This window comes from Arthrobacter nitrophenolicus (genome assembly GCF_000332815.1).
GTDB lineage: Bacteria > Actinomycetota > Actinomycetes > Actinomycetales > Micrococcaceae > Arthrobacter > Arthrobacter nitrophenolicus.
In genome coordinates, this window is sequence record NZ_AOFD01000018.1 from 18,590 (window position 1) to 41,912 (window position 23,323).

The following is a 23,323-nucleotide window of genomic DNA, read 5'->3' on the forward strand; positions in this document are numbered from 1 at the left end:
GTCAAGGACAAGGTTCCTGCTCCCGCCGGTGAGTCGGTTTCAGCTGCCGCAGCCCCCGTGGTGCCCATGACAGGCCAGCCGCGGCTCCTGGTCCTGGACGGCCACTCCATGGCTTTCCGTGCCTTCTTCGCCCTGCCCGCGGACAAGTTCTCCACCATGAACGGGCAGCACACCAACGCCATCCACGGCTTTACCTCCATGCTGATCAACCTGATCAAGGAGCAGCAGCCCACGCACATCGCCGTGGCCTTCGACGTCTCCGACGAGACCACCCACCGCAAGGCCCAGTACAGCGAATACAAGGGCGGCCGGAACGAGACCCCCCGCGAAATGAGCGGCCAGATCGACCTGATCGCGCAGGTGGTGGAGGCGTGGGGGATCAAGACCATCAAACTGCCCGGCTACGAGGCGGACGACATCCTGGCCACCCTCGCCGCCATGGGGGAGAAGGCAGGCTTCGAGGTGCTGCTGGTCTCCGGCGACCGGGACGCGTTCCAGCTCATCACAGACAACGTGTTCGTCCTCTACCCCAAGAAGGGCGTCAGCGACATCCCCCGGATGGACGCCGCTGCCATCGAGGCCAAATACTTCGTCAGCCCGTCCCGCTATTCCGACCTTGCAGCGCTGGTGGGGGAGACGGCGGACAACCTTCCCGGCGTGCCCGGCGTCGGCCCGAAGACCGCAGCCAAGTGGATCAACCTCTACGGCGGACTGGAAGGTGTCCTGGAACACCTGGACTCCATCGGCGGGAAGGTGGGCGACGCCCTTCGCGAGAACGTCGAAAACGTGAAGCGCAACCGCATGCTCAACCAGCTCCACACGGACCTGGAGCTGCCCGTCACGCTTGACGAACTGTACCAGCCCCGCCCGGACCAGGCAGCCCTGGAAGACCTGTTCGACCAGCTCGAGTTCAAGACCATCCGCAGCCGGCTCTTCGCCCTCTACAGCGAAGAGGACACGCCCGCCGCGGAGCGCGAAAGCATCGACGCCCCGGAGTACACCACCCCCGCAACCGCCGCCGAGCTGGAGACGTTCCTGGCCGCCGGGGCAGGGCAGCGTTCCGCCCTCGCCGTGGACCTGGTCCCGGGACGGATCGGCGAGGACGCCGCCGCCGTGGCGATCGTCCGAGACGGCGCGGCTGCCTACATCGACCTCTCAGGCCAGGACGCCGGAACGGAGAACGTGCTGGCCGGCTGGCTGCGCGACCCCGAAGCGCCCAAGGTGATGCACGGCTTCAAGGCCGCCCTGAAGGCCCTGACAGCCCGCGGGCTGGAGCTGGAAGGCGTGGTGGACGACACCTCGATTTCCGGGTACCTCATCCAGCCGGACCGCCGCTCCTACGAGCTGGACGAACTCGCCCAGCACCACCTGAACGTCGGAATTCCCGCAGCCACTGCCAAAGCGGGCCAGCTGGAACTGTCGTTTGACGGGGACGATACCGCCGCCGCCGACGCACTCGTCCAGGCAGCCGCCGTCGTACTTTCCCTGAGCCGGTACTTCGAAACCGAGCTCAAGGAGCGCAAGGCGGAGGAGCTGCTGTCCACCCTGGAGCTGCCCGTCAGCCGTGTCCTGGCGGACATGGAGCTTGCCGGCATCCGGATCGACATGGACCGCATGGACGAACAGCTCGCCGACCTCGCCCGGGTCATCGACCAGGCCCAGGAGCAGGCGTTCGCGGCCATCGGGCATGAGGTCAACCTCGGTTCGCCCAAACAGCTGCAGACGGTCCTGTTCGACGAACTGCAGCTGCCCAAGACGAAGAAGATCAAGTCCGGGTACACCACCGACGCCGCGTCGCTGAAGAACCTGCTGGAGAAGACCGGGCACGAGTTCCTGGTCCAGCTCATGGCGCACCGGGAGGCGGCCAAGCTCCGGCAGATGCTCGAGTCGCTGAAGAAGTCGGTGGCAGAGGACGGGCGCATCCACACCACCTACGCCCAGAACGTGGCCGCCACCGGCCGCATCTCTTCGAACAACCCCAACCTGCAGAACATCCCCATCCGCAGCGAGGAGGGCCGCCGGGTCCGCGGGATCTTCGTGGTCAGCGATGGCTATGAATGCCTGCTGTCCGCAGACTACTCGCAGATCGAGATGCGGATCATGGCGCACCTGTCCGGCGACGAGGGCCTGATCCAGGCGTACCGCGACGGCGAGGACCTGCACCGGTTCGTGGGTTCGAACATCTTCCATGTGCCCACCAGCGAGGTCACCAGCGCCATGCGCTCGAAGGTCAAGGCCATGTCCTACGGACTCGCGTACGGGCTGACCTCCTTCGGCCTGTCCAAGCAGCTGGAGATCTCCGTGGACGAGGCCCGCACCCTGATGAAGGACTACTTCGACCGGTTCGGCGCGGTCCGCGACTACCTCCGCGGCGTGGTGGACCAGGCACGCGTGGACGGGTACACCGCTACCATCGAAGGCCGCCGCCGCTACCTGCCGGACCTCACCAGCACCGACCGGCAGCTGCGGGAAAACGCCGAACGCATCGCCCTCAACAGCCCCATCCAGGGCTCGGCCGCGGACATCATCAAGCGCGCCATGCTGGGAGTCCACGCCGGGCTGCAGTCCCAGGGACTGAAATCCCGCATGCTGCTGCAGGTCCACGACGAACTGGTCCTCGAAGTCGCCACCGGGGAACGCGAAGCCGTGGAGCAGCTGGTCACGGAACAGATGGCCGCCGCCGCGGACCTCAGCGTGCCCCTGGAAGTCCAGATCGGCGTCGGTCCCAGCTGGTACGACGCCGGGCACTGACCGGCAGCACGAAACGAACGGGGGCGGGGCGATGGACAAATACGACGTCCGGAAGCAGTTCAAGGAGCTGTACGCGCCCCGCACCCGTGACTTCGAGGTGGTCACCGTCCCGCCGTTCCAGTACCTGATGGTGGACGGGCAGGGAAACCCGGGCACCGCCCCCGCCTACGCCGCCGCGCTCGAAGCGCTGTACTCGGTGTCCTACGCCATCAAGTTCGCCAGCAAGAACGCCGGCAGGGACTACGCGGTGGGCCCGCTGGAAGGTCTGTGGACCGCTGACGACCCCCGGGCCTTCACCGCCCGCGACAAGGACAGCTGGAAGTGGACCATGATGGTTCCGCAGCCCGGCTGGATCGGCTCCAACGAACTGCAGGCCGGTGTGGCCAAGGCGGCTGCCAAGGGGATTCCCGGGCTGGATGCGCTGCGGCTGGAGACCCTGGACGAGGGGCTGTCGGTCCAAATCCTGCACCTCGGCAGCTATGACGACGAAGGGCCGGTGCTGCACCGGCTGCACAGTGAATTCATGCCCGCCCACGGGTACGGATTCGCCGGGCCGCACCATGAGATCTACCTCAGCGACCCCCGGAAGGTGGCGCCGGAGAAACTCCGGACCATCCTGCGCCAGCCCGTACGCCTCCTCTGACCCTGGCTGCCCTTAGTTTGCGCTGGTCAGACGCCGGATGGATTGGCTAGGCTCGGACGAATGGGCGATCTGAGCGGCAACTATGAAATCCGGCGCTTCGGCGCGGTCCCGAAAGGTAACGACGGCTACGAGGAAGCCGCCACGTGGTCCCGGGCGGTGTCCTTCGGATTCCACGAATCCACCCGCACGCCCGAGCACGTGGAAAAGGCCCTTGCCACCTACGCGGTGGATGGCCGGGTCCTGACGGGCGCCTACCAGACCGGAAGCGTGGCTCCCGGATCGCTGCCCGCCGAGGTTCCCGTGGCCACGTTCGCGACTCTCCGGAAGACCCTGAACATCGGCTTCGGAAGGACACTGGAGACGCAGCTGGTCACGTCGGTGACGGTGCGCACCTCGCACCGCAGGCGGGGCCTGCTGCGGCGGATGATGAGCGAGGACCTCAGGCTCGCGAAGGAGGACGGCGTGGCGATGGCGGCGCTTACGGCCTCCGAGGGGTCCATCTACGGACGGTTCGGCTACGGGGTGGCAAGCTTCGAGCGTTCCGTGAAGGTTGACACCACCACCCGGTTCACCCTGCAGCACCAGCCCACCGGCTCCGTGGAGGTTGCCGACCCCAAGGCCCTGCTGGAGCTGGCCCCGGTGGTGTTCGACCGTGTGCACCGGCTTACCCCGGGATCCATCGGACGGCAGGAGTGGTACCGGCAGCTGGCATCCGGGTCACTCGGACACGAAGGCAAAGAGGACCCCGCCGTCAAGGTGGCGCTCCATTACGGCCCCGGCGGCGACGTGGACGGCTACGTCTCGTACAAGTTCCTCGGCTGGGACACCAAGCCCTACACGGTGGAAGTGGTGGACCTGCTTGCCGCCACGAATGACGCCTACCTCGAACTCTGGCAGTTCCTGGCGGCCATCGACCTGGTGGAACGCATCACCTGGGGCGAAGCTCCACTTGACGACCCCCTGCCCTGGGCCCTCACCGACCCGCGCTGCATCGACTCCTCGGACAGCAGGGACATGCTCTGGCTCCGGATCCTGGACGCCGCCGCGGCCCTTGAGGCCCGGCACTACCCGGCGGACGGCAGGCTGGTATTGGACCTCCACGACCCGCTCGGGCTCACGGCGGGAACCTGGGCCCTGGCAGTGGAGGGCGGCCGGGCCGCCGTCGAACGCCTTCCGGAAGCACCCCTGCGGACCTGGCACTGGATGTCTCAGCGCTTTCCTCCATCTACCTCGGCGGTGTCTGCCCGGTGACTTTGGCGGCGGCAGGGAAAATCCGCGAAAGCAGTGCCGGCGCGGCGCTGCAGGCCCGCCAGATGTTCGCGGTGGAGCGGGCCACGCACTGCCTTACCCACTTCTGAGGGGGAGGGGTACCTGCCCGCTTTTGCCCTTGTTGGCGGCTGCGACTAGAATAAACGGGCGTGTACCACGTGCACGTTCTGTAAAATCCACAAAATCAGGATGACCCGGAGGATCCGTCGGATTCACCGCGAATCGCGCCTGCGTTCCATAGCGCGGGCGCGCCGGTTTGCCTGACCGACTAACTATCCACAACGGAGCCCCTACTACATGACCATCACCTCCACCGAGAAGCCCGGTACCCCCGTAGTCGCGATTAACGACATCGGTACCGCTGAGGACTTCCTCGCAGCAGTCGACGCCACCATCAAGTACTTCAACGACGGAGACCTCGTCGAAGGTACCGTCGTCAAGGTCGACCGCGATGAAGTCCTGCTCGACATCGGTTACAAGACCGAAGGTGTCATCCCCTCCCGCGAGCTGTCCATCAAGCACGACGTTGATCCCGGAGAAGTTGTCTCCGTCGGCGATCAGGTCGAAGCCCTGGTGCTCACCAAGGAAGACAAAGAAGGCCGTCTGATCCTCTCCAAGAAGCGTGCTCAGTACGAGCGTGCCTGGGGCGACATCGAGAAGGTCAAGGAAGAAGACGGTGTTGTCACCGGTACCGTCATCGAGGTTGTCAAGGGTGGTCTTATCCTCGACATCGGCCTGCGCGGCTTCCTGCCCGCATCCCTCGTCGAGATGCGCCGCGTGCGCGACCTGGCTCCGTACATCGGCCAGCAGATCGAAGCCAAGATCATCGAGCTGGACAAGAACCGCAACAACGTTGTGCTGTCCCGCCGCGCCTGGCTCGAGCAGACCCAGTCCGAGGTCCGCTCCACCTTCCTCAACAAGCTGGAAAAGGGCCAGGTCCGTCCCGGCGTCGTTTCCTCCATCGTCAACTTCGGTGCCTTCGTGGACCTGGGCGGCGTAGACGGCCTGGTTCACGTTTCCGAGCTGTCCTGGAAGCACATCGACCACCCGTCCGAGGTTGTCGAGGTTGGCCAGGAAGTCACCGTCGAGGTTCTCGAGGTCGACCTGGACCGCGAGCGCGTCTCCCTGTCGCTCAAGGCTACGCAGGAAGACCCGTGGCAGACCTTCGCCCGCACCCACGCCCTGGGCCAGGTTGTTCCGGGTAAGGTCACCAAGCTCGTTCCGTTCGGTGCGTTCGTCCGCGTCGAAGACGGCATCGAAGGCCTGGTCCACATCTCCGAGCTGGCCGTCCGCCACGTGGAGCTGGCCGAGCAGGTTGTCTCCGTTGGCGACGAGCTGTTCGTCAAGGTCATCGACATCGACCTCGAGCGCCGCCGCATCTCGCTGTCCCTCAAGCAGGCCAACGAGGGCGTCGACGCCGACAGCACCGAATTCGATCCCGCTCTGTACGGCATGGCCGCAGAGTACGACGAAGAGGGCAACTACAAGTACCCCGAGGGCTTCGACCCCGAGTCGAACGAATGGCTCGAGGGCTACGAGAACCAGCGCGCCGCCTGGGAGCAGCAGTACGCTGACGCCCAGACCCGCTGGGAAGCACACAAGAAGCAGGTTGCCCAGCACGCTGCCGACGACGCTGCAGCTGCAACGTCCGGTGACAGCGACTCCGGCGCCACCAGCTACTCCTCCGAGCCTGCTGCCGCCGACACCGGCGCCGGCACCCTGGCTTCGGATGAGGCTCTTGCCGCCCTGCGCGAGAAGCTGACCGGCAACTAATTGCCGCCGGCCCGGATTCCCGGGCTGACACAATGGCCCCTGCGGAAGCAGGGGCCCATTGTGCGTTTAACTGCCGGATGAAAGTTCGACGACGGCGAGGACAGTTCCGTCGTCCTGGGGCTGCAGGTGCCCGCCGGCCGACGCAAGCAGATGCTGCGCCGCTCCGTTGCCTGCCAGGGTGCGTGCGACCACCCGCGCCAGTCCTGCCTTCCGGGCCTCGGCCAGGACCAGGCGGAGCGCGGCACTCCCGATGCCCCGGGACCGGAAGCTCCTGCCCAGCCAGATCCCCGTCTCAGCCACGGCACGTTCTTCAGGGCCTGCCACGCCGTGGCCCGGCTCGAGCCGGCGAAGCCGGATAGAGCCGGCCAGGTCAACGCCGCTGAGGATGCCCCAGGATTTCTCGGCGGCCTTCCCGTCCAGGCCTTCAGCCGCGGCCCGGTGGTAGCTGCGGAACCATGCGGTGCGTTCCGGGGTCCAGCCGGGCCCGCCCAGCGGGGGAGCCACCTCGTCCGGTGACGCGTCCCGCTTTGCGAGGGCCAGGAGCGACTCCATGACGGCGTCGTCCACGTCCACCAGGGACACGTCAGGCAAGGGCCGCATCCACCCACTCCGTTCCCTCCGGGGCCAGCTCAACGCTGCCGGCGGTCAGCACCTGCAGCCGTTCCGCTGCAGCGGCGATCGCGTCGGCGTTATCGGCAACAGCCAGGCGCAGGACCGTGTCCCGGGCGCCGTAGCTGGTCCCGGCCATTACGAAACCGGCGGCCCGGAGGTCGTTTTCCAGCCTGCCTGCTGCGGCGTGGGATACCGCCGCGGAACAAATGCGCAGCCGGCTGCGCCGCACCAGGGCACCAGCGACAGCGCTGAGGAGACCGATTCCGAGTAGGCGCGGACCAGGCCTCCCGCTCCCAGCAGCACGCCGCCGAAATAGCGCACGACAACGGCGCTGACGTCGCTGAGATCCGCCACCCCGGGCGCGGTTTCCCTCTTGGCCAGGGCTTCCAGCATCGGTATTCCGGCCGTCCCGGAAGGCTCGCCGTCGTCATTTGACCGCTGGATGTCCCGGTCCGGTCCGATGATGAACGCGGAGCAATGGTGCCGGGCGTCGTGGAACTCCCGGCGGAGGCCTGACACCAGGTCCCGGGCATCCTCTTCGTTGCCGGCCCGCCGGAGGACGGTGATGAACCGCGAACGCTTGATCTCCAGCTCGTGGCGGAAGTCCGGACCCGCGGCCAGGGTGGTGTAGGACGCCGCCCTGCTCTCTTGCTCATGCACCCGGCCCAGTCTAGCCATGGTGGGTGGGCCCACGCCGCCCGGAATCCATGGCCGAGCGCAGCGAGGGTAGGGCTGCGGTGGGGGATAGGGTGGGAACCGTGCTGAAGATCGGGTTGACCGGCGGAATCGCCTCAGGGAAATCAATGGTGGCCGCGCGGCTGGAGGAGCTGGGCGCCGTCCTGGTGGACGCGGACGCGCTGGCCCGTGAAGTCGTGGAGCCCGGTACCGAGGGGCTGGCCAGGATCGTGGCCGAGTTCGGCGCGGAGATGCTCGACGACGGCGGACGGCTGGACCGTGCCCGTCTCGGCGCGCTGGTCTTCGGGCAGCCGGAACGGCTTGCGGCCCTCAACGGGATTGTCCACCCGCTTGTCCGGTCCCGCGCCGCGGCCATCGTGGCCGCCGCCGCGGACGACGCCGTGGTGGTGCAGGACATCCCCTTGCTGGTGGAGACCGGCCAGGGGGGCGACTTCCATCTGGTCGTGGTGGTGGACGCCCCGGAGGACGTGCGCGTGCAGCGGATGCTCGAGCACCGGGGGATGACCGCGGAGGCCGCCCGCTCCCGCATCCAGGCCCAGGCGTCCCGGGATGACAGGCTGGCCGCCGCGGACGTGGTCCTGGACAATTCGGGCAGCGTCGCGGAACTGCTGGAGCAGGTGGACCGGCTCTGGAAAGGACGCCTGCAGCCCTTTGCGCTGAACATCGCACAAGGGGTCCGCGCCGCCCGGCAAGGCGGACCCGTCCTGCTCCCGTCCCGCCCGGAATGGCCGCAGGAGGCACGGCGCATCGTGGCCCGGATCCATGCCGCCCTTGCCCGCCAGGAGGAGGTGGACGTCAACGGCCTCAGCCTGGAGCACATCGGTTCGACGTCAGTGCCGGGCCTCGACGCCAAGGACGTCATCGACCTCCAGCTCGCCGTCCCTGACCTTGCCGCAGCAGACACCCTGGCCCCGATCCTGTCCGCCGCCGGGTTCCCCTTCGTTCCGGGCAGTTCCGCAGATGCCCCCAAGCCGGGCCATCCGCGGCCGGAGGACTGGTACAAGCGGTTCCATGCCAGCGCCGACCCCGGCCGCGACGTCAACCTGCATGTGCGGCCTGCGGGGTCGCCCGGATGGCGGTTCGCCCTGTGCTTCCGGGACTGGCTGCGCGCCGATCCGGACGCCGCCGCCGGTTACCTGGCACTCAAGCGGCGGCTGGCCGAAGAGCATGCAGGCGACCCAACCACCGAAGGCTACGCGGAGGCCAAGGAGGAGTGGTTCCGGAATGCCGAAGAACCCATGGAACGGTGGGCCGAAAGCGCAGGGTGGCAGCCGCCGTCGTACGCGTCCTGAAACCTGCGCCACCCGCTGCCCTGTTCGCCCGTAACGGACTCGGCCCGTTCTGTCGGTGCCCGGTTGTAGATTAGATCCATGAGCCTTGCGCAGGATATTAACCGTGTTGTAGCGCCGTTTGAGGTCATCAGCGAGTTCAAGCCTGCGGGTGACCAGCCGGCCGCCATCGCGGAGCTGACGGAGCGCATCAACAACGGCGAGAAGGACGTGGTGCTGCTCGGCGCCACCGGCACCGGCAAGAGCGCCACCACCGCTTGGCTCATCGAGCAGGTCCAGCGCCCCACCCTGGTGATGGTCCAGAACAAGACCCTCGCCGCGCAGCTGGCCAACGAGTTCCGGGAGCTGCTGCCCAACAATGCGGTGGAGTACTTCGTCTCCTACTACGACTACTACCAGCCTGAGGCGTACGTTCCCCAGACGGACACCTTCATCGAGAAGGACTCGTCCATCAATGAGGAAGTGGAGCGCCTCCGGCACTCCGCCACCAATGCGCTGCTGACCCGCCGGGACGTTGTGGTGGTGGCCACGGTCTCCTGCATCTACGGCCTGGGCACGCCGGAAGAGTACATCGCCGGCATGGTCACGCTCCGCAAGGGACAGGAGATGAACCGGGATGTGCTGCTGCGCAAGTTCGTCTCCATGCAGTATGCGCGCAATGACATGGACTTCCACCGCGGCACGTTCCGGGTGCGCGGCGACACGGTCGAAATCATCCCGATGTACGAGGAACTCGCGCTCCGGATCGAGTTCTTCGGGGACGAAGTGGAGAACATCTACACCCTGCACCCCGTCACCGGCGAAGTCATCCGCGAGGAAACGGAAATGTACGTCTTTCCGGCGTCGCACTATGTGGCCGGCCCGGAACGCATGAGCCGCGCCATCAAGTCCATCGAGGACGAGCTGGCCGAACGGCTGGCCGTCCTGGAGGGGCAGAACAAGCTGGTGGAAGCGCAGCGCCTGCGGATGCGCACAGCCTACGACCTCGAAATGATGCAGCAGATGGGCTTCTGCAACGGCATCGAGAACTACTCCCGCCACATCGACGGCCGCGCCGGAGGATCCGCCCCGCACTGCCTCCTGGACTACTTCCCGGACGACTTCCTGCTGGTGGTGGACGAATCCCACGTGACCATCCCGCAGATCGGTGCTATGTACGAAGGCGACATGTCCCGCAAGCGGACCCTGGTGGACCACGGATTCCGGTTGCCTTCCGCCATGGACAACCGGCCGCTGAAATGGGACGAGTTCCTGGAGCGGATCGGCCAGACCGTCTACCTGTCCGCCACGCCCGGTAAATACGAGCTCGGCAAGGCGGACGGCTTCGTCCAGCAGATCATCCGGCCCACCGGCTTGGTGGATCCGGAGGTCATCGTCAAGCCCACCAAGGGCCAGATCGACGACCTCCTGGGCGAGATCAGGACACGCGTGGAGAAGGACGAGCGCGTCCTGGTCACCACGCTGACCAAGCGCATGGCGGAAGACCTCACGGATTACCTCCTGAGCCACGGTGTGAAGGTGGAGTACCTGCACTCCGACGTCGATACGCTCCGGCGCGTCGAGCTGCTGCGCGAGCTCCGGCTGGGCAGCTTCGATGTCCTGGTGGGCATCAACCTGCTCCGGGAAGGCCTGGACCTTCCGGAGGTGTCCCTGGTGAGCATCCTGGACGCGGACAAGGAAGGCTTCCTGCGGTCCTCCACGTCCCTGATCCAGACCATCGGCCGCGCAGCGCGTAACGTGTCCGGCCAGGTCCACATGTACGCGGACCGGATTACCGATTCCATGGCCAGCGCCATCGATGAAACCAACCGGCGCCGCGCCATCCAGGTGGCCTACAACACCGAGCACGGCGTGGACCCCCAGCCGCTGCGGAAGAAGATCGCGGACATCACCGACCAACTGGCCCGGGAAGACGCCGACACCCAGGAACTCCTGAACAATAACAGGCTGGCCAAGGGTGCCAAGCGCAGCAAGTCCGGAGCCAAGGCATCAGCGCAGGTCCGCGCCGACGGACTGGCTGCTGCGCCTGCTGAGGACCTGGTGGGGCTCATCGAGCAGCTCACCGAGCAGATGCACGGGGCCGCTGCGGAACTGCAGTTCGAGGTGGCCGCCCGGATCCGCGACGAGGTCAGCGAACTGAAGAAGGAACTGCGCCAGATGCAGGCGGCGGGGCACGCCTGACCCGTCGCCCGGGCGACACCCAACGTAAGCCGGGAGCGGCAACGCTCCCGGCTCATGTACAGTTAAGGTCACGTAGGGGAGTATCCCGAGCGCTACGATCGTCAACACGCAGGGCATGGTTGCCCCGCCGGGCGTAGCGGGCCGCCGCATCAGCACCAAGTGCACTGGCAGGCCGGAGAGACTTACACTGCATCTCTGTACCCTGCGAAAGGCTACCCTGTGCTCGAATTGCCCGTGTGGTTCGAGGTCGGCTCCTTTGTCGTCCTCGGCCTGATCCTCCTCATCGACCTCCTGCTGGTGGTCCGCCGTCCCCACGAGCCCTCCATGAAGGAAGCCGGATTGTGGGTGGCCTTCTACGTCACCCTCGCCCTGGTCTTCGCCGGGGCCATGTTCGCCTTCACCGGCCCTGAATACGGCGGCCAGTTCGTTGCCGGCTGGGTGACGGAGTACAGCCTCAGCATCGACAACCTGTTCGTGTTCATCATCATCATGGCCAGGTTCTCGGTGCCCCGGAAGTACCAGCAGGAAGTGCTGATGGTGGGCATCATCATCGCGCTCATCCTGCGTGGCATCTTCATCCTGCTCGGCGCCATCGTCATCGAGCAGTTCAGCTGGGTGTTCTACATCTTCGGCGCGTTCCTGCTGTGGACCGCATGGAAGCAGGCCCAGGACGAGGGCGAAGACGAGGAAGACCGGGAAAACCCGCTCATTGCCAAGATCCGCAAGGTCATCCCGATGTCGGAGAAGTTCGACGGCGGCAAGCTCCGCACCACGGTGAACGGCAAGAAGGTCTTCACCCCCATGCTGATCGTGTTCATCACCATCGGCCTCACGGACCTGCTGTTCGCGGTGGACTCCATCCCGGCCATCTTCGGCCTGACGCAGAGCCCGTTCATCGTGTTCACCGCCAACCTGTTCGCCCTCATGGGCCTTCGCCAGCTGTACTTCCTGCTGGGCGGCCTGATGAACCGCCTGATCTACCTGAAGCACGCGCTGTCCTTCATCCTGGCGTTCATCGGCGTCAAGCTCGTGCTGCACGCCATGCACGTCAACGAGCTGCCGTTCATCAACGGCGGCCAGCACATCGAATGGGCTCCCGAGATCCCCACGTTCGTGTCCCTGGCCGTCATTGTCGGCACCATCATCATCGCGGTGATCGCCAGCCTGGTCAGCTCCAAGGCCAAGGTGGCGCACCTGGATCCGCGCCTGGAAGAAGACGCCCGCAAGAGCCACAGCGACGTCGACTAACGTCTCCCAGCCCAATATCAGCAGCAGTCCCGGCCACGCGAGCGGCCGGGACTGCTGCTCTTTAATTACCCCTTTGGGAGGCCGCCGCCGGGGACTATGCTCTGTCCATGGCCCCCACGGTGATGACCGACGACGATGTGCGGCGGGTGCAGCGGCGCACCGTCGCCCTGCTGGCCGCCGCCCAGGTCTTTGGCGGAATCGGCACGGGGGCAACAGTGTCCATTGGTTCGATCCTCGCCGTTGAACTGTCCGGCTCCAGCGCGTGGGCGGGCGCCGTGGCGACGGTCATGACCCTCGGGGCGGCACTGGCCGCCCTGCCGCTCGCCTCGCTGGCGGACCGCAGGGGCCGGCGGATGGGCCAGCTGGCCGGCCTCTCCGCCGCCCTGGCTGGCACGGTGCTGATGGTCCTGGCCGTGGTCACCGGGATCTTTGTCCTGCTCGTGCTGGGCGCCGCGGGCATTGGAGTGGGGACCGCCGCGAACCTGCAGGCCAGGTTCGCCGCCGTGGACCTCGCAGATGCCGAACATCGGGGCAGGGCCCTGTCCACCGTCGTCTGGGCAGTGACCGTAGGGGCCGTTGCCGGGCCTAACCTCATCCAGCCCGGCACCGTTGTGGGCCAGGCCGTGGGCCTGCCGCCCATCGCCGGGCCGTTCGTGATTTCCGGGGCCGGCCTCCTGATCGCCTGCGCACTGGTGCTTGCCGGGCTCCGGCCGGACCCGCTCCTGCTTGCCCGTGACCTCGCCTCCGCCGCTGCGGCGGCACCGGGACCCGGGACGACCCGGCAGCCGGGGCAGCAGCCTGCGCACCCTGGCACCTCGAGGCCGCCGGGATCGCTCAAGCGCGGACTGCAGGCAATCCGCGGCTCCCGCATGGCCCTCCTGGCTGTCGCCGCCGTCGTCGGGGCCCACGCCGTCATGGTGGGCGTTATGTCCATGACTCCGCTGCACCTGCAGCACCTCGTGGAAGGACCCGCGGCATCCCACGCCGGCCATACGGCGTCCGGCGATGTGCTGGTCATCATCGGCTTCACTATTTCCCTGCACATCGCCGGCATGTTCGCACTGTCTCCGGTCATGGGCTGGCTGACGGACAAGGCGGGCCGGACCGAGACCGTGATGATCGGCTGCATGCTGCTGATCACCGCTGTCCTTGTGGCGGGATTTGGACAGGGATCCACGGCCGCCGTCGCCGTCGGCCTGGTGCTGCTGGGCATGGGCTGGTCCGCCGCGACCGTCTCCGGGTCCACCCTGCTGGCCGAGAGCGTCGGACAGGAATCCCGTGTGGTGGTGCAGGGCGTCTCGGACATGCTGATGGGCGCGGCGGGGGCAGTAGGGGGCGCGGTCTCCGGCCTGGTGCTCGGCTGGACCGGCTACCTGGGGCTGAACATGCTGGGCGGAGTGGTGGGCGCCCTCGTCCTGGCCGCAGCCTTCGTGACCCGCTTGGCGGGGCGCCGGGCGTCAGCGGCGGCCTGACCTCGCCATTCCCAGCAGGCGGCTGAAAATCCCTTCACCGTCATCGGCAATGCCGTCGTGGTGGAAATCGCCGGTTTCCCAGACCTCGAGCCCGCGGACCGCGGCGGCCGTTTCCAGGGACAGCTTCCGGTCCACGTAGATGTCCTCGGAATAGACGGCCGCCGCCACCGGCACCCGGTTGGCGGCAAGCTGCCGGACATCGTAGAGCGGGCGCCAGTCCTGTTTCGCGGCGAGCAGCCCGGCCACCTCGCGGAGGGGCTGGAGGGCAGGATCCTGCTCGAAGTACCAGGGGTAGACCATCTCGCCGGTGAGCAGCAGCGGGTCCGCGTGGGGGCGGAATTCCGGGTACTCCGCCAGGACGCGCCATGCCGACCAGTCGGTTGCCTGGCCCTGCGCGTAGATGGATTCATGCATCAGGGCATAGAGCGGGTTGGACCGGCGCGAGACGATGCCCTGCATCTGGTCAAGGAACGGGTCGGAGAGCCTCGGCCCCGCGGCGGTTTCGGTGAAGGCGTCCTCCAGCAGGTAGTGCAGGCTGTCCACCCTGGTGTTGCCGCCCAGGAACGCGCCCAGCATCTGGAGACGCTCCACGGTGAGGGGGCCGCCGTCGGGCAGGAACTCCGGCGTGGTCCGCAGGTGGCCTGCGATCCGCTCCAGCATGGTGCGGTCTTCCGGGTACCAGCTGAAGTACTCGGCGTTGCGCGCCGCCACCCGCTGGAAGGTGGCCCGGTAGACGTCGTCGGCGGGGCCGGTCAGGGGCGCCAGTCCGCCGGTGATGAGGACCTCCTTCAGTCCGCCGGGGGCAAAGGACAGGTAGGTCAGCGCACAGAAACCGCCGTAACTCTGGCCGAACACTGTCCAGGGTCCCGAACCGAGTGCCTTCCTGATCAGTTCAGCGTCGGCAACGATGGCATCCGCCGGAAGTGCTCCAGGTAGGCAGCCTGCTCCGCCGCCGTGCCGCGCAGCGGCAGGGTGTTGCGGTCCACGGGGGCGGAGAGCCCGGTGCCGCGCTGGTCCAGCATCAGGATCCGGAACTCCTTCGCGGCAGCCTTGCCCCAACCGCCGAGGGAGCCGAACCTGTTGCCGCGGCCGCCCGGGCCGCCCTGCAGGAACAGCAGCCAGGGCAGGTTCTGCGCCGAATCCGCGCTGTGGGATGCCGAGACATACTCCCGGGCGAAGACCGTGATGGCCTCGCCGTCCGGTGCGGAGTGGTCAAGCGGCACGGTGAAGTAGTGCTCCACCGTGCGCATGCCCCGGAATTCGTGCCGGGCACGGACTTCGTGGCCTGCTTCAGCCATGGGCCGCTGCAGGGACGGCGGTGGCGGATGGGGCGCCGCCGAACTTTTCGAGGGCGTCACCGGTGAGCCTGAATGTGGACCACCCGTCCATCGGGCGGGCCCCCAGGCGGCGGTAGAAGTTGATGGACGGCTCGTTCCAGTCCAGGACGCTCCACTCCACCCGGGCGTAGCCGTTCTCCACCGCTATGGCGGCAAGGTGCTGCAGGAGGGCCTTGCCGTGGCCCTCGCCGCGCGCCTCCGGGCTCACGTACAGGTCTTCCAGGTAGATGCCGTGCACGCCTTCCCAGGTGGAGTAGTTGAGGAACCAGAGCGCGAAGCCCCGGACGTCTCCGGCCTCGTTCTCGGCCATGGCGGCAAAGACGCGCGGGTTCTCACCGAAGAGGACCTGCCGCAGCATCTCCGGAGTGTTGCGGACGGCGTCCGGTTCCTTCTCGTAGTGGGCCAGTTCGTGGATCATGCGAAGGATCGCGGGCACGTCGTGTTCGGTTGCGGGGCGGATAACACTCATTGTTCGAGCTTACCGCCGGGCCCGTTCTGCCTGCTGTAGGCAATGCCTGCGTCAGAGCCGGTTGACGTCCGTGACCCGCACCACGGCGGTTCCGGTTTCGTCCGACGCGGCCAGGTCCACCTCGGCGGAGATGCCCCAGTCATGGTTCCGGGCAGGATCGTCGAAGATTTGCCGCACCTTCCACAGGCCGGCTTCCTCCGTGATGATGAGCAGCCCCGGGCCGCGGGCATCGGGACCGGTCCCAATGTCGTCATGCTCGTCGAAGTAGTCGTCCAGGGCGTCTTCCCACCGGTCCCGGTCCCAGCCCGAACCAGCATCCAGTTCGCCCAGGGCCGCCGCGTCCTCGTCAGCGAACAGTTCAACGCGGCGGAACATCTCGTTGCGGACCATCACGCGGAAGGCCCGGATGTTCGAGGTGAGCGACGGCGGGGGAGGCGGCGGTGCGTCGTGCGGGGTGGGCATGGCCCCGGACGCCAGTTCCTCCCATTCATCCAGGAGGCTCGAGTCCACCTGGCGCACCATTTCGCCGAGCCAGGCGGTGAGGTCTTCGAGGTCCTCCCGCAGCATGTCCTGCGGCACGGTCTGCCGGAGTGCCTTGAAGGCGTCCGCAAGGTACCGCAGCACGATGCCTTCCGAGCGGGCCAGCCCGTAGAACTGCACGAACTCACCGAAGTTCATGGCGCGTTCGTACATGTCCCGCACCACGGACTTGGGCGCCAGTTCAAAGTCGCCCACCCAGGGGGCCGCCTTCCGGTAGACCTCGAAGGCTTCCCCGAGGATGTCCGCGAGCGGCTGCGGATAGGTGACCTCCTCCAGCATCGCCATCCGCTGGTCGTAGTCGATGCCGTCCGCCTTCATGGCGGCCACGGCTTCGCCCCGCGCCTTCTTCTGCTGCGCGGAGAGGATCTGGCGGGGCTTTTCCAGCGTCGCCTCGATCACGGACACAACGTCCAGGGCGTACGACGGCGACTCCGGGTCAAGGAGCTCCAGCGCAGCAAGTGCGAAGGGGGAGAGCGGCTGGTTGAGCGCGAAGTTCGGCTGCAGGTGGACGGTGAGGCGGACGCTGCGGCCGTCCGCTTCCTGCTGGTCCGCCGGGATCCGTTCCACCACCTCCGCAGCCAGCAGCTCGCGGTAGATGCCGAGGGCCTTCTTCATCAGCTGCAGCTGCGAGGAGCGGGGCTCGTGGTTCTCGGTCAGGAGCCGCCGCGCCGCCGCGAAGGGATCGCCGGGCCGCTCCATGAGGTTCATGAGCATGGCGTGGGTGACGGTGAAACTGGACGTGAGCGGATCCGGCACGGATTCGACCAGGCGCTTATAGGTGGGTTCACCCCAGGACACGAAGCCTTCGGGGGGCTTCTTCTTGACCACCTGGCGCAGCTTCTTCTGGTCGTCGCCGAACTTTGCCACGGCCTTCGCCATCGCCTTGACGTTTTCCGTCACGTGCTCGGGGGCCTGGACCACCACGGTCCCGGCGGTGTCGTAGCCCGCGCGGCCGGCACGTCCCGCGATCTGGTGGAACTCGCGTGAGTTGAGCAGCCGGGTGCGGACGCCGTCGTACTTGCTCAAAGCGGTGAGCAGGACGGTGCGGATGGGAACGTTGATCCCCACACCCAGGGTGTCGGTGCCGCAGATGACCTTGAGCAGGCCGGCCTGGGCGAGCTGTTCCACCAGGCGCCGGTACTTGGGCAGCATGCCCGCGTGGTGCACGCCAATGCCGTGCCGGACCAGCCGGTTAAGTGTCTTGCCAAAGCCGGCGGCGAACCGGAAGTTCGCGATCAGCTCCGCGATCCTGTCCTTTTCCTCACGGGTGCAGACGTTGATGCTCATTAGCGTCTGGGCCCGGTCGATCGCCTCGATCTGGCTGAAATGGACCACATAGACGGGGACCTGTTTGGTGGTGAGCAGCTCTTCGAGCGTCTCGTGCACCGGTGTCTCGTGGTAGTAGAAGTGCAGCGGGATGGGCCGCTCGGCCGAACTCACCGTGGTGGTGGGGCGGCCGGTGAGGTCTGTCAGGCCTTTCTCGAACCGGGTGACGTCGCCCAGGGTGGCGGACATGAGCAGGAACTGGGCCTGCGGCAGTTCCAGCAGCGGCACCTGCCAGGCCCAGCCGCGCTGGGGATCCGAGTAGAAATGGAACTCGTCCATGATGACGGCGCCCAGCTCGGCTGCCGCGCCCTCCCGCAGGGCCGTGTTTGCCAGGATCTCGGCGGTGCAGCAGATGATGGGTGCGTCCTGGTTGACTCCGGAGTCGCCGGTGATCATGCCGACGTTCTCGGCACCGAAGATGTCGCACAGGGCAAAGAACTTCTCTGACACCAGCGCCTTGATGGGTGCCGTGTAGTAGCTGCGCCGGCCCTGGGCCATGGCCTGGAAATGCGCGGCGATGGCAACCAGCGATTTTCCGGACCCGGTGGGGGTGGCCAGGATGACGTTGGCGCCGGTGGCCAGTTCCATGATGGCCTCGTCCTGCGCCGGGTACAGCGCCAGGCCGCGGCTTTCCGTCCATTCGACAAAGCGGGTGTACAGGTCATCGGGATCGACGGCGGCGGAGGAGTTCCGGGGCAGATCGGTCATCTGGTCAACGAGTTTCATTGATTTCCAGCTTAGTGCCAGGGTGCTCCCGGAAATCCGCCGCATGCCCGGCTAGGCTTCGCGGTATCTGTGACACAACCAGGCAGCGGGGAAGCTTATGAAATGGGATCCGGCGATCTACGGCCAGTTTGGCGACTACCGGAACCGGCCGTTTTTCGACCTCACCGGCAGGATCATGGCGGACCGGCCGGAACGGGTGGTGGACCTGGGCTGCGGCCCGGGAAACCTGACAGCCACGCTGGCCGGGCGGTGGCCGGAAGCCGAGGTGGTGGGCGTGGACTCGTCGGCGGAAATGCTGGACAAGGCAGGCACCGTGGCCGCCCGGCTTCCGCGCCTGAGGTTCGAGCGGATCGATATCGCGGGCTGGATGCCGTCGGCGGAAACCGATGTGGTGGTCAGTAACGCCGCCCTCCAATGGGTGCCCGGGCACCAGGACCTGATGCGGGAGTGGCTGGCCGCCCTGCGTCCCGGCGCGTGGTTCGGCATGCAGGTGCCGGGGAACTTCGGGGCGCCCTCCCACACATTGCTGCGGGACCTTGCAGCCTCGGCACGCTGGGCACCGGAACTCGACGGCGTGCTGCGGGGCGGGGAATCGGTGGGGGAGCCGGCGGACTACCTTAACATCCTGCTCGACGCCGGCTGCACCGCAGATGCCTGGGAAACCACGTACCAGCAGGTCCTGCCGGGCGATGACCCCGTCCTTGAGTGGGTCCGCGGCACGGCCCTGCGCCCCGCGCTTGCCGTCTTGTCACTGGACGGGGGCAGGGAATTCGAAGCAGAGTATGCCGCGGCGCTCCGCACCGCCTACCCGCCGGGACGGCACGGCACGGTCTTCCCCTTCCGCCGGATCTTCGCGGTGGGGCGCAAGAACTAGCACGTCCACTCGCAGGGCGGGCTCTACTGAAGCGGTCACGCGTTTGACAAAAATAGTAAGTGATCTGCCTTACAATGAGCGTTGTGGCTGGTGGGGGACGGTTGCCGCCACCCCGCAGGTTTCCCGACCTTCTGGAGGTGCGTTGCTGATCCGACTCATGGGGCGGCTGCTCATGGCGCACAAGGGTTCCGCTGCCGCCGTCGTCCTCCTGCAACTGGTGCAGGCCGCCGCCAACCTCCTGCTCCCCACCATCAATGCGGCGATCATCGACGATGGCATCGTGCCAGGCAACACCCCGGTCATCCACCGCCTGGGCCTTGTCATGGCGGGAATTGCCGCGGTGCAGGCGGCCGCGGCCATCGGAGCAGGCTACTTCGGTGCAGCCACTGCCATGAAGCTTGGCCAGCAACTGCGGGCGGAGATCTTCCTGAAGATCCAGTCCCTGTCCTCGCGCGAGGTGGCCCGCTTTGGTACCCAGAGCCTCACCACCCGGGCAACGAATGACACCCAGCAAATCCAGGCGTTCGCGCTCCTGGTGCTCACGATGCTGGTCGCCGGGCCTGCCATGGGCCTGGGCGGGGTCATCCTTGCCCTCCAGCAGGACGTGGGACTGTCCGGCGTCATCATCGTCATCGTGCCGCTGCTCGTGCTGATCATGTCCGCCATCGTGCGGCGCCTCATCCCGCTGTACCGCGAGGGGCAGGACCTGCTGGACCATGCCGGCGGCATCCTGCGGGAGCAGATCATGGGGGTAACCACCATCCGGGCCTTCGTGCGCCAGCAGCATGAGAAGGACCGCTTCGCCCGTGTCAACGGCGGCCTCACTGCCAACAACCTCCAATCGGCCCTGCTCGTGGCCGCCATGCTGCCGATGATCATGCTGGTGGTGAACCTGTCCTCGGTGGCAATCGTGTGGTTCGGCGGGCAGCGCATCCAGGCCGGCCAGATGAACATCGGTGCGCTCACCGCGTTCATCGCCTACATCATGCAGATCCTGCTGGCCATCATGATGTCGATGTACGTCCTGATGACGGCGCCGCGGGCAGCTGTGTGCGCCGAACGGATCGGCGCGGTGCTGGACACCGAGCCTTCGGTGACGGATCCCGGGGAACGTGCCGGCCGCGTCCTTCCGGCGCTGCCCCAGGACGGGCCCGGCAGGTCCGTCCCGCCGGGCGGCACCGTGGAGTTCACCGGCGTCGGCTTTTCCTATCCCGGGGCCGAGGCACCTGTCCTCGCCGGTGTCACCTTCACAGCGCTGCCCGGCACCACCACGGCCATCGTGGGATCCACGGGCAGCGGAAAGACCACCCTGCTGAACCTGGTCCCGCGCTTCCTCGACACCACCGAAGGCGCCATTACACTCGACGGCATCAACATCAAGGACATGCCCCTGGAAGTGCTGCGCGGCGCCATGTCCATAGTGCCGCAGCACTCACACCTGTTTTCCGGCAGCATCGCAGCAAACCTCCGGATGGCAGCACCCGGCGCCTCGGACGAGGAACTGTGGGAGGTCCTTGAAAAGGCGCAGACCATGCGTTTCATGAGCGAATTGCCCCTTGGCCTCGAAACGCCCGTGGGGCAGGGCGGAACCAAGCTGTCCGGGGGCCAGCGCCAACGGCTCTGCATAGCCCGTGCACTGCTCCGCAAATCATCCCTGTACCTTTTCGACGACAGCTTCTCGGCCCTCGACTACGACACGGACACGCGGCTGCGGCAGGTGCTGGACGCCGAACTGGCGGCCGCCAGCACCCTTGTGGTGGCCGAACGCGTCTCCACCGTCGAAGGTGCGGAGTTGATCCTGGTGCTCGACGGCGGCCAGGTGGTTGCGCAGGGCACGCACCGGGAGCTGCTGGAGACGTCGTCCACGTACCGGGAAATCGCGGAATCGCAGCTGGCCCTGGACGGCCCGCGGTGACAGTCCCTGCCGGTGCCGGCGCGGCAGACGCAGGTTTCCGGCCCACAGCCCGGCGGCTCCTGGGGCTGCTGCGGCCGTTCCGGCGGCTGATGTTCGGAGCCGTGGCTGCCACCTGCGCGTTCGCCGGCCTGAACGTGGCCGCGCCCAAGTACCTGGCGACGCCACGGATGTGGTGGTTGATGGTGTCTCCGGCGGCGGCATGGACCAGGACCGCCTGGTTCTGCTGCTCGCGGCAGTGGCGGTGATGTACGTCTTCGCGTCGCTGTTCAACTGGATCCAGGGCGCATTGACAGCACGTTCCGTCCAGGGGCTGATGTACAACATGAGGGCTGCCGTGGAGGACAAACTGCACCGGCTGCCCGCCGCCTACTACCGCGACAGCTCCCGCGGGGACCTCCTGAGCAGGGCCACCAACGACATCGACAACATCTCCCAGGCGCTGAACCAGCTCCTGACACAACTGATCATGTCCGTCCTGATGCTGTCCGGTTCGCTCGCCATGATGCTCTGGATCTCGCCGCTGCTGGCTGCCATCGCCCTCGCCACCGTGCCGCTGTCCACCTGCATCACCGTTCTCATGGCCCGCAGGTCCCAGATGCATTACGCGCGGCAATGGACGGAAACCGGTGAGCTCAATGCGCACGCCGAGGAATTCATCACGGGCCATGAAGTCATCAAAGCTTTCGGATACCAGTCCCGGGCAGCCGGCGTTTTTGCGGGCAGCAACTCGCGACTGGCCCGGGCGTCCACCAAAGCCCAGTTTTCAGCCGGCATCGTCCAGCCGCTCATGGTGCTGATGTCCAACCTGAACTACATCGCGGTGGCCGTCATCGGGGCCCTCCAGGTCATAGGAGGTGCCATGACCATCGGCGGAATCCAGGCATTCATCCAGTTCAGCCGGCTCTTCACCCAGCCGGTGGGACAGATCGGCGGCCTGCTTAATGTCATACAGTCCTGCGCCGCGTCCGCCGCCCGCGTTTTTGACCTGCTGGACGCAGCGGAGGAGGCTGCCGCCCCTGACGCCGCCGCAGGACTGCCGGCGCCCGGCGGACCGATCGAGTTCGACGACGTGACGTTCGGCTACCCGGGCTCGTCCCCGGCCGTTCGCAACCTTTCGTTCAGGGTGGAGCCCGGGCAGACGGTGGCCGTCGTGGGCCACACCGGAGCAGGGAAAACCACGGTGGTGAACCTCCTGATGCGTTTCTATGACCCAACCTCGGGCCGGATCACCATCGGCGGAACCGATACCGCTTGATGGACCGGGACCGGCTGCGTGCACAGTTCGGCGTGGTGCTCCAGGACGCCTGGCTGTTCGGGGGCACCATCCGCGAGAACATCGCCTACGGCCTGCCGGGCGCCACCGAGGCCGGCATCCTCGCCGCGGCAGAGGCCAGCCATGTTGACCGTTTTGTCCGGGCACTGCCGGACGGATACGACACCGTGCTCGAGGACGGGGGTGAACCCCTCAGCCGGGGCCAGCGCCAGCTCGTCACCATTGCCCGGGCGCAGCTGGCAGGCCGCGCTGTCCTGGTCCTGGACGAGGCAACGAGCTCCGTGGACTCCAGGACCGAACTGCTGATCCGGCAGGCCACACAGCAGCTGAGGCAGGGCCGGACCAGTTTCGTGATTGCCCACCGTTTGGCCACCGTACGGAACGCTGATCTAATTTTGGTCATGGACCACGGACGCATCGTCGAGCAGGGCACGCACCAGAACCTCCTGGCGGCCAACAGCTACTACGCCCGGCTCTACTACGCCCAGTTTGCTGCCCGTCCAGGCCGCGCCGGGGTACTCGAGGCGGGCCGGTGAGGTCTGTCCCCGACTTCCCCGGGACCTGGAAGCCCAACACCGCCAGCACAGTAGCGCTGTACGAGCAACTAAGGCTCCGCATCATCCACCTGGCCGACAGCGGTGCGCTGCCCCCGGGCACGAGGCTCCCCGCCGTCCGGGTCCTGGCCGAAAGCCTCGACGTGGCCCCGCACACGGTGGCGCGGGCGTACAAGGAGCTGGAGGCGGCCGGCGTCGTGGCAACCCGCGGCCGGAACGGGACCGTGGTCAGCGCACGTGATGAACGTCTCAGCGGGCTCTCCGCGGCCGCCGCTGCCTACGCCGAAGCCGCCAAGTCGCAGGGGGCAACGTTTGCCGAAGCCGTGAAGCTGCTGGCGGCAGCCTACGACGCCGGCTAGGGCCTTGGCGGGTGGC

13 protein-coding genes and 4 pseudogenes are annotated in these 23,323 nt (G+C 67.0%); 12 read left to right on the plus strand and 5 right to left on the minus strand.

Features of this window, described 5'->3' with window-relative positions; all coding sequences use genetic code 11:
• The first annotated feature begins 108 nt into the window (after positions 1 to 108).
• The 4 genes and pseudogenes from polA (at position 109) to rpsA (ending at position 6,436) form a co-directional block, all read left to right on the plus strand.
• Entirely contained in the window at positions 109 to 2,751 is a 2,643-nt protein-coding gene (gene polA, locus G205_RS08495; RefSeq protein WP_035752548.1) for a DNA polymerase I, read from the plus strand.
• Between the two features lie 31 nt (positions 2,752 to 2,782).
• On the plus strand, positions 2,783 to 3,394 hold the full coding sequence (locus G205_RS08500; RefSeq protein WP_009357634.1) for a GyrI-like domain-containing protein: 612 nt from the start codon (positions 2,783 to 2,785) through the stop codon (positions 3,392 to 3,394).
• 60 nt (positions 3,395 to 3,454) lie between these two features.
• A pseudogene (locus tag G205_RS08505) lies at positions 3,455 to 4,752 on the plus strand (GNAT family N-acetyltransferase).
• A gap of 208 nt (positions 4,753 to 4,960) precedes the next feature.
• Positions 4,961 to 6,436 (plus strand): 30S ribosomal protein S1, encoded by a 1,476-nt coding sequence (gene rpsA / locus G205_RS08510; RefSeq protein ID WP_009357636.1) that lies wholly within the window; start codon positions 4,961 to 4,963, stop codon positions 6,434 to 6,436.
• Between the two features lie 66 nt (positions 6,437 to 6,502).
• Here the strand turns inward: rpsA and G205_RS08515 are convergent, their stop codons facing one another.
• Entirely contained in the window at positions 6,503 to 7,036 is a 534-nt protein-coding gene (locus G205_RS08515) for a GNAT family N-acetyltransferase (protein WP_009357637.1), read from the minus strand.
• Positions 7,020 to 7,726 (minus strand): annotated as a pseudogene (locus G205_RS08520) (IMPACT family protein). Before G205_RS08520 ends, G205_RS08515 begins: the two are co-directional and overlap by 17 nt.
• 80 nt (positions 7,727 to 7,806) lie before the next feature.
• Here G205_RS08520 and coaE point away from each other — a divergent pair.
• The 4 genes from coaE (at position 7,807) to G205_RS08540 (ending at position 13,934) form a co-directional block, all read left to right on the plus strand.
• Positions 7,807 to 9,036, plus strand: coding sequence for a dephospho-CoA kinase (gene coaE / locus G205_RS08525; protein ID WP_035752550.1), 1,230 nt, complete (start codon positions 7,807 to 7,809; stop codon positions 9,034 to 9,036).
• A gap of 78 nt (positions 9,037 to 9,114) precedes the next feature.
• Entirely contained in the window at positions 9,115 to 11,214 is a 2,100-nt protein-coding gene (uvrB, locus tag G205_RS08530; protein ID WP_009357639.1) for an excinuclease ABC subunit UvrB, read from the plus strand.
• 219 nt (positions 11,215 to 11,433) lie between these two features.
• A complete protein-coding gene (locus tag G205_RS08535; RefSeq protein WP_035752533.1) occupies positions 11,434 to 12,462 on the plus strand; it encodes a TerC family protein in 1,029 nt (342 codons plus the stop codon).
• A gap of 107 nt (positions 12,463 to 12,569) precedes the next feature.
• A complete protein-coding gene (locus tag G205_RS08540) occupies positions 12,570 to 13,934 on the plus strand; it encodes an MFS transporter (protein WP_009357642.1) in 1,365 nt (454 codons plus the stop codon).
• On the opposite strand, the pseudogene G205_RS08545 reads toward G205_RS08540, so the two are convergent.
• The 3 genes and pseudogenes from G205_RS08545 to G205_RS08555 form a co-directional block, all read right to left on the minus strand.
• Positions 13,920 to 15,232: pseudogene (locus tag G205_RS08545) on the minus strand (alpha/beta fold hydrolase). The gene G205_RS08540 and the pseudogene G205_RS08545 overlap by 15 nt on opposite strands.
• Positions 15,225 to 15,740: a GNAT family N-acetyltransferase gene (locus G205_RS08550; RefSeq protein ID WP_035752535.1), complete on the minus strand. Its 516-nt coding sequence runs from the start codon at positions 15,738 to 15,740 to the stop codon at positions 15,225 to 15,227. Before G205_RS08550 ends, G205_RS08545 begins: the two are co-directional and overlap by 8 nt.
• A 51-nt stretch (positions 15,741 to 15,791) precedes the next feature.
• The gene (locus G205_RS08555; RefSeq protein ID WP_009357644.1) at positions 15,792 to 18,332 is read right to left on the minus strand and encodes a DEAD/DEAH box helicase; all 2,541 of its coding nucleotides are present in this window, start codon (positions 18,330 to 18,332) and stop codon (positions 15,792 to 15,794) included.
• Between the two features lie 97 nt (positions 18,333 to 18,429).
• Between G205_RS08555 and G205_RS08560 the strand changes: the two genes are divergently transcribed.
• From G205_RS08560 to G205_RS08575, 4 genes and pseudogenes are all read left to right on the plus strand, one after another.
• Positions 18,430 to 19,206 carry a trans-aconitate 2-methyltransferase gene (locus G205_RS08560; protein WP_009357645.1) on the plus strand — a complete coding sequence of 259 codons (777 nt, stop codon included), beginning with the start codon at positions 18,430 to 18,432 and terminating at the stop codon, positions 19,204 to 19,206.
• A gap of 157 nt (positions 19,207 to 19,363) precedes the next feature.
• Positions 19,364 to 21,121: an ABC transporter ATP-binding protein gene (locus G205_RS08565; protein ID WP_009357646.1), complete on the plus strand. Its 1,758-nt coding sequence runs from the start codon at positions 19,364 to 19,366 to the stop codon at positions 21,119 to 21,121.
• A gap of 89 nt (positions 21,122 to 21,210) precedes the next feature.
• Positions 21,211 to 22,930 (plus strand): annotated as a pseudogene (locus tag G205_RS08570) (ABC transporter ATP-binding protein).
• Positions 22,927 to 23,307, plus strand: coding sequence for a GntR family transcriptional regulator (locus G205_RS08575; RefSeq protein ID WP_009357648.1), 381 nt, complete (start codon positions 22,927 to 22,929; stop codon positions 23,305 to 23,307). The pseudogene G205_RS08570 and the gene G205_RS08575 overlap by 4 nt, the downstream one beginning before the upstream one ends.
• Positions 23,308 to 23,323 lie beyond the last annotated feature (16 nt).